We start from the raw sequence: 6,740 nt of genomic DNA, 5'->3' as shown, positions 1-6,740 counted from the left end.
CCACAGTTTGAGAGTATCGTCATTTGAACCAGAAATTGCCTGTTTTCCATCCGGTGTGACGGCGACTGCTGTTACCGCACTGCTATGACCTTTAAAAGTTTTCAGTTCCGCCCCTGTTTCCAAATTCCACAGTTTGAGAGTATCGTCATTTGAACCAGAAATTGCCTGTTTTCCATCCGGTGTGACGGCGACTGCTGTTACCGGACTGCTATGACCGCCAAAAGTAAAAAGTTCCTCCCCAGTTGCCAAATTCCACAGTTTGAGAGTATCGTCAAATGAACCAGAAATCGCTTGTTTCCCATCCGGTGTCACTGCAACTGCATTTACCCAACTGCTATGACCGCCAAAAGTACGCAACACCCCCCCACCAGGGGGAGTTAAGCTATTAGTTACAGGTCGCAACCAAGTGGTTTTACTCTGCTTTGCTTGCTCAAGCATCGCTTTAATTTCTGGCATTTTCAAGCACTGCATTCGCCCCCAAAATTGCTCTGCCAGTTGCGTCTTATCTTGATTCAAAATATAGGCTGAAAGTCGCAGCGCCCCTTGTATCAATTTCAGCGCTTTGACTTTCTCGTCGTTGTACTCAGGATGAGTTAAAACTTCAGCATCATCCAGCAAATAATAATCAGCAATGAGAGATTGCACGCCAAACTCAGGATGATTAATCTTGGCTTCAATAAAGTCAAAATTCGTCAGCAGTTGGGAATACTTGGCTAAATTACCAGAGTTCACCAAATTATAAGGAAACCTTCCCAGATAAGCTGTTTGTAAGTAAGACTTTTTGCTCTTTAATTTATCAGCAACCTTCTTCCTCGTCTTCGTCTTCTCCCTCATCTCCCTCCATCTCCCTTTCCCAGTATTCAACAATGCCTTGATTTACCTCTTTAAATAGTTTCCGCTCTTTGTCCAACTCCTTTTTAGCTTGGAGAAAATCGAGAAAACTAGCATGATAAATGCTGTAACAAACATCACCGTCAATTTTTTTATCTTTCAAATACCCCACCCATTTATCCAAAGTCTTCTGCACCTCATACTCTTCTATATCGGCAATGTCGGCAATCATCTCGCAGGGTATCGGCTTGCCAATCTCCTTTAAAATAAATAGAATAATCACCATTTTTTCTTTAGGCGCAGTTTCCATTCCCATCCGCACCCAATGATTTTGATAATAATCTAAAAGACCCTGCGGCAATTGCCTTAAACTTAAATCATCATATTCACCTTTAGCAATCGTCGGTAAAACATAGCAAAGATACATAAAATTGTTTTCGCTTTTATCCGCCACCTGTTCAACAAAATTGTCATCAGAGATATGGCGTTTTTGAATCCATTTTTCCAATCCCTCTTTATATTCTGGGTCTTTATAGAGAAATAAGCGAATATATTTTTTCACATCTTCCCGGCTAAAATTCACATAATCCTCTGCCCTTAAATCTAATTCCTTCATCACCACACCCGGCGATACAAACAACCGCTTTGTTTGCAGAGTATAAGGTCGTCTCGTTAACAGAAAATAAACCCTATCCGGCAAAGTCATCGGCAAATGTAATAGATTACCTCCCGCTTCTTGTTCCACTTCATCCAGCGCATCAACTACTATCACTAACCTTTCCCCAGCAGGAAGTTTTTGACTAACCTTCGCCAACAAAGTCGGTAAATCATCTTCTTTCGCTTCTTGCAATTGGTAGCGATTAATCAATTGTTGGCGAATACTTTGCAGAAATAGTTCCGGGCGATTGCGCCGTTCTGCCAAAATATTGAAATAGCAAGGAGATTGGTATTTATCAACGTACTTCGCAGCAATCGCACTTTTCCCCATTCCCGCATCACCTACGACGGTAAAATAACCGGAGGGATTATCTTTGAGAAATTTTTCAAAAGTATCGAATACAAATTTTCGACCGCAAAATATGCGAGTCTTTTCTTGAATCAGTGCGTCAAATTCCTGGGGTAGCTGCTGGGGATACCAGTCTTTCGGATCAACTATTTCGGTTGGTTCGATTTCCAAAACTTTGGCAATATTAATAACCGCCCATCTTTCCACACCGTTAGGGCAATCTCTTGTACCAAGTAATCGTTTAATCGTATCTTCAGAGACAGGGGAAGCTTTTTCCGCCAGTTGCGCTATGGTCAACTTGGCGTTTTTATAAGCTTCTCTGAGTTTCTTTTTACCCTCTGCACTAGATTGCACCTTATCAGATTGAAGCATAGCAATTTTTTAGGGATTAGTTTTGATATAAGACTTACGCAATTGTCACAAGACAAGGATTAATTCTTAGGTACGTAGTTGCGCTTTAGCGATAAAGCGCAACTACATACCTTTAGTTAACTGTCAGTTGCGTAATTTCCTCGATTTTTCAACTATATCAAATTAGTCTTACCCAGTCTAGGGCAGATAGGTTTTGTTACATTGCCCTATCTGCCCTAAAAAATAGGGCAAATCGGTAATTAGACAAAACCTATCTGCCTATCGACAGGATTTTTTCTGTTGTTTAGGATGTGCCTATAGAGTTGAGAAATAAATTATGAGCAACCTAACTACCAGTTCTACAACAGAAGAATCAAACCAAAATCAAACCCAACCAGCCCAAAAATTCCGTCATCGCAAGGTACTGATTACTATTCTAGTCATCTTGCTAATTGAAGCACCGCAAGTAATTAGTGCTTGGATAAGCATAGCCGAAGAATTTTCCCTATTTTATCGGCAAAATTTACCATCCGTTGAACTAATTAAAAATCAACACAATTAGGCTAAGCATTTTTGTGGCATAGACGGGCGAAGCATTCGGGCATAAAATTTAGGGTTTTACCTTATAAATTGTCGCCCGAATGCTTCGCCCCTACAGAATCAATTACCAAGCCAAAGGAGCCAAAAGTAGCAGATTTAAGGCCGGATTTTCTCAGGCAGGTTGCGCGGCGGTATATGCCGACCCTCGTAAAACTGCCTCTGAAGCTTGCCTAGCCGGAACCACAAGGCACCGAAGCCAAGGCTCACCGCGATCGCGATCGCTACAGGCAAAAGGGCATTTTCAAGGGAGACAGCCAGAAGTGGAGCGATCGCCCAAACGATCGCTCCAATTATCGCAAACCACATCCTGATCTGCTAAATTTTAACTAGGGCGGCACTACAGCTAGCACACTTCTGTGTATGGGAATAATACCGATCCATCAGCTTTTCCTTGGGCAAAGGTGGCGGTAAGCTAGCACCGGGAAATGGGTCGGCATTGTAGTTATTCACCCATTTACGTAACTCTGACACAAAGCGATCGGCCTTTGTCGGCAAATAGAACGCCTTGGCAAAGTTGGTGCTACCACCGGACGCCTCCAGATAACGTTCCTGATAGTGCAGGAAAATCTGGTCATCTTCCAAGACGCCATTCTGTCCAATGTGAGAGTACCAGCGCGGCGTCAGCTAATCCATCTTCAACTCAGACTGAGGAATAGTTTCCATTATAATATATTCCCATACAGATTAGCATCAGCTTACGCATGGAAAGCTCGCTTTTTATCCCTCTTCTATAAGAGTCTATCAGAAAAGTAAGTTTGATTTTTTTAACCACAGATGAACACAGATAAACACAGATGTAAGTGCAGAGTTTACGTGATTTATACAGATAAAGTTAGATGTTTTTTCAGATTGCAGATCGCATTTTCAACATGAAAAACCGCCGACTGTTAAATTTCTTTGTTTTGATGTTCTGTTCCCTGCTTGTCTTCACCAGTTGTGGCGACAATCTCGCTGCTGTGAAAAACCTCAAACTTGGCGCTGGGAAACAAGTTATCGTTTTGGGGGATAGCATCGCTTCTGGGTATGGCGTAGGAGAGACAGAGGCGTTTCCCAGCGTCCTCAGTCGTCAGCTAGGTTTGCCAATCGTAAATCGGGGTGTCAGCGGCGACACCACCGCAGCGGGACTAAGTCGTCTGCAAACGGATGTCATTACCGCAGAACCTTGGTTAGTCATTGTGGAATTAGGTGGAAACGATTTTCTGCAAAAAGTCCCAAAGGCTCAAACCGAACAAAATTTACGGCAAATTGTGACAATTATTCAAGATAAAGGAGGCATTGTCGTTCTTTTGGGCATAAATATCGGCCTGACTAAAGACACATATCAAGAAATATACGATCGCATTGCCAAAGACACCCACTCTTATCTGATTTCTCAGATTTTCAAAGGAATTTTGGATGATTCCCGTTATCGCCAAGATGATGTTATCCATCCAAATCCAGCCGGACATGAAATTTTAGCTACTCGCATTGCTAAAGATTTACAACCGTTGTTGGCAAAAGCTACTTGGCCTTCTGCATTGGCGAAGTACAAAAAAGTAACATAGTTTTTGCCAAATTATGTTACTATCTCATAAATAGGCAGGAAGCATCCCGTTTTGGCAAATATATCGGTAAGGGATGTTTCCGATATGCAGTTGCAAATTACCGCAGCATTAGAAAAAAATGTTAACTCAAACTCAACAACACTTATCCACTTTAGAAGAGTATCGAAAGTTAGAAGAAACTGCTGACTTCCGAAGTGAATACCATGATGGAGAAATTATCGCTATGACAGGTGGCACGATTAATCATAACCGGATTATCCGTAATTTGGGTAGGGTATTAGGCAATTTGGTTCGGGGAAAAGAATACGAAATTTTCTTGAGCGATTTGCGGTTATGGATTCCTGCATATCGGCGAGGGTTCTATCCAGATGTGATGGCGATCGCGGGTAAGCCAATTCTCAATGAAGATCGCAAAGATGAGGTACTAAATCCTTCACTGATTGTGGAAGTGCTTTCTAATTCAACACGAGATTTTGACAGAGGTAAGAAGTTTCGTTTTTATCGGTCTATTCCTACATTACGTGAGTATTTGCTGATTGACCAGTATGAGTATTCAGTGGAACAATATGTCAAAAATGAATCAGAAAAGTGGATATTTCAGGAGTACGAAAGTGCAGATGCTAATGTTTCTTTGGTTTCGCTAGAAGTAGAGATGTTGATGAGCGATATTTATGAGGGTGTTACATTTGAGGATGAAGTTACTGAATAAAGGGCGAAATATGTGATTTTATTACATAGTTGCAAATTATCTCACCATTAGAAAACAATGTTAACTCAAACTCAACAAGGCTTATCTACTTTAGAAGAGTATCGAAAGTTAGAAGAAACTGCTGACTTCCGAAGTGAATACCATGATGGAGAAATTATCGCAATGACAGGTGGCACGATTAATCATAACCGGATTATAGGCAATATGTATGCCTATTTGAAATCAGCTTTGCGCGGAAAAAATGCAGAAGTATTTATGAGCGATTTGCGGTTATGGATTCCTGCATATCGGCGAGGGTTCTATCCAGATGTGATGGCGATCGCGGGTAAGCCAATTCTCAATGAAGGACGCAAAGATGAAGTACTAAATCCTTCACTTATTGTGGAAGTACTTTCTAATTCAACGAGTGATTTTGACAGAGGTAAGAAGTTTCGTTTCTATCGGTCTATTCCGGCATTACGTGAGTATTTGCTGATTGACCAGTATGAGTATTCGGTGGAACAATATGTCAAAAATGAATCAGAAAAGTGGATATTTCAGGAGTACGAAGATGCAGATGCTAATGTTTCTTTGGTTTGGCTAGAAGTAGATATGTTGATGAGCGATATTTATGAGGGTGTAACATTTGAGGATGAAGTGACCGAATAAAGGGTGAAGTATGTTATTATATTGGTATTTAGGAATTATTATGCTAATAACTTAAGTTGCTAGTTATAAGATTAGCGCTGCTATGCAGGTACGTAGTTGGGCTTTAGCCCTCTTATTACAACTGGGATAAAAGCGCTAAAGCGCAACTACGTACCATCGGTTTTACAAACGCACTGGCTTTTTTTGGATCTGCGCTTCCATAGGTTCTACTTTTTGAATCAGAGCGATCAAAGAATCATAATTAGGCGCTTTAGCGTTTGGTATGTAACCAGCCTCTTGAGCCAGTTCTGGAGAGATATTACTCATCACTTTTTTAATCAGTTCCTGTTGGTTGCGTTCAACTTTGGGGCTGAGCAAAACTGCTCCCGCAGGAATTATAGGACTTGTATGAATAATCCGAAAGTTTATGGAACTAAACTCTGAGCGATAGCGATCGAATGCCTCTCTCGACAAAGCGCCAGCAACAACCTCTTCTTTGGCTATCCACTCCAGAACTGTTCGGGGTGTAGGTGCTAAGCGCACTTCTGCTAGAGTAATACCGCGCAGCTCGTTCAGAGGCACATAATATCCAGTCGCAGAACCCGGTTGACCCAAAGCAACTTTTTTTCTAGCCAAGTCAGTTAGCTGTTTAATTCGACTTTCGTTAAGTACTGCGAATACAGACTGCAAACTGCTAATTCCCTGAAGGGGGAATAAGGGTAAATACTGTGCTTTGGCGATCGCAATAGCTGCTAACCCAGGGGAAGCAAACGCTAAATCCCAATTTTGGCGTTTTATCTGCTCAACTGCCTTGATTTCGTTATAGGCAGGCTCTAGTTCAATCAAGGTTTTTGTCTGGCTTTCTAAATAAGCGATCGCGCGATCGTACTTTTCAGTAGAACCGGAGCCTTCCCCATCGGAAACTACCCCAATTATTAATTTTCCTAAATTTTTGTCTGGGCGGTCGTTGACGGAGGCACAACCCGCCAAAAACATCCTGAAGGGGCGACAACTATAGCTCAAAAGTAGACTGAATAAGCTTTTCGGCTCTTCGACCTCGCTGATAATAAGG

Annotated in this window: 9 protein-coding genes; 4 read left to right on the top strand and 5 right to left on the bottom strand. The window is 41.7% G+C overall.

The features are described 5' to 3' along the window. Together LAY57_RS33945 and LAY57_RS33940 are read right to left on the bottom strand one after the other, a co-directional pair. Nucleotides 1–834: WD40 repeat domain-containing protein (locus LAY57_RS33945; RefSeq protein WP_249071608.1), on the bottom strand; the 834-nt coding region annotated here is incomplete at its 3' end. Continuing rightward, complete coding sequence (locus tag LAY57_RS33940) at nucleotides 797–2,209, bottom strand: P-loop domain-containing protein (RefSeq protein ID WP_249071606.1); 1,413 nt, start codon at nucleotides 2,207–2,209, stop codon at nucleotides 797–799. The genes LAY57_RS33940 and LAY57_RS33945, both read right to left, overlap by 38 nt. 316 nt (nucleotides 2,210–2,525) lie before the next feature. On the opposite strand from LAY57_RS33940, the gene LAY57_RS33935 reads away from it, so the two are divergent. Then, complete coding sequence (locus tag LAY57_RS33935) at nucleotides 2,526–2,750, top strand: hypothetical protein (protein ID WP_249071604.1); 225 nt, start codon at nucleotides 2,526–2,528, stop codon at nucleotides 2,748–2,750. A gap of 134 nt (nucleotides 2,751–2,884) precedes the next feature. On the opposite strand, the gene LAY57_RS33930 is transcribed toward LAY57_RS33935, so the two are convergent. Both LAY57_RS33930 and LAY57_RS33925 read right to left on the bottom strand, forming a co-directional pair. After that, complete coding sequence (locus LAY57_RS33930) at nucleotides 2,885–3,094, bottom strand: hypothetical protein (protein ID WP_249071601.1); 210 nt, start codon at nucleotides 3,092–3,094, stop codon at nucleotides 2,885–2,887. A gap of 9 nt (nucleotides 3,095–3,103) precedes the next feature. Continuing rightward, the gene (locus LAY57_RS33925; RefSeq protein WP_249071600.1) at nucleotides 3,104–3,370 is read right to left on the bottom strand and encodes a hypothetical protein; all 267 of its coding nucleotides are present in this window, start codon (nucleotides 3,368–3,370) and stop codon (nucleotides 3,104–3,106) included. A 254-nt stretch (nucleotides 3,371–3,624) separates the two neighbouring features. Between LAY57_RS33925 and LAY57_RS33920 the strand changes: the two genes are divergently transcribed. The 3 genes from LAY57_RS33920 (at nucleotide 3,625) to LAY57_RS33910 (ending at nucleotide 5,689) form a co-directional block, all read left to right on the top strand. Next, nucleotides 3,625–4,332 (top strand): GDSL-type esterase/lipase family protein, encoded by a 708-nt coding sequence (locus LAY57_RS33920; RefSeq protein WP_249071599.1) that lies wholly within the window; start codon nucleotides 3,625–3,627, stop codon nucleotides 4,330–4,332. Nucleotides 4,333–4,450: 118 nt separating this feature from the next. Beyond that, nucleotides 4,451–5,041 carry a Uma2 family endonuclease gene (locus LAY57_RS33915; protein ID WP_249071598.1) on the top strand — a complete coding sequence of 197 codons (591 nt, stop codon included), beginning with the start codon at nucleotides 4,451–4,453 and terminating at the stop codon, nucleotides 5,039–5,041. A 57-nt stretch (nucleotides 5,042–5,098) separates the two neighbouring features. Continuing rightward, on the top strand, nucleotides 5,099–5,689 hold the full coding sequence (locus tag LAY57_RS33910; protein WP_249071597.1) for a Uma2 family endonuclease: 591 nt from the start codon (nucleotides 5,099–5,101) through the stop codon (nucleotides 5,687–5,689). 162 nt (nucleotides 5,690–5,851) lie between these two features. On the opposite strand, the gene LAY57_RS33905 is transcribed toward LAY57_RS33910, so the two are convergent. Further along, nucleotides 5,852–6,740 (bottom strand): phosphate/phosphite/phosphonate ABC transporter substrate-binding protein (locus tag LAY57_RS33905; protein ID WP_249071596.1); only part of this gene is annotated, 889 nt, incomplete at its 5' end.

This window comes from Argonema antarcticum A004/B2 (genome assembly GCF_023333585.1).
GTDB lineage: Bacteria > Cyanobacteriota > Cyanobacteriia > Cyanobacteriales > Aerosakkonemataceae > Argonema > Argonema antarcticum.
This window is presented reverse-complemented; position numbering and strand designations above follow the sequence as displayed.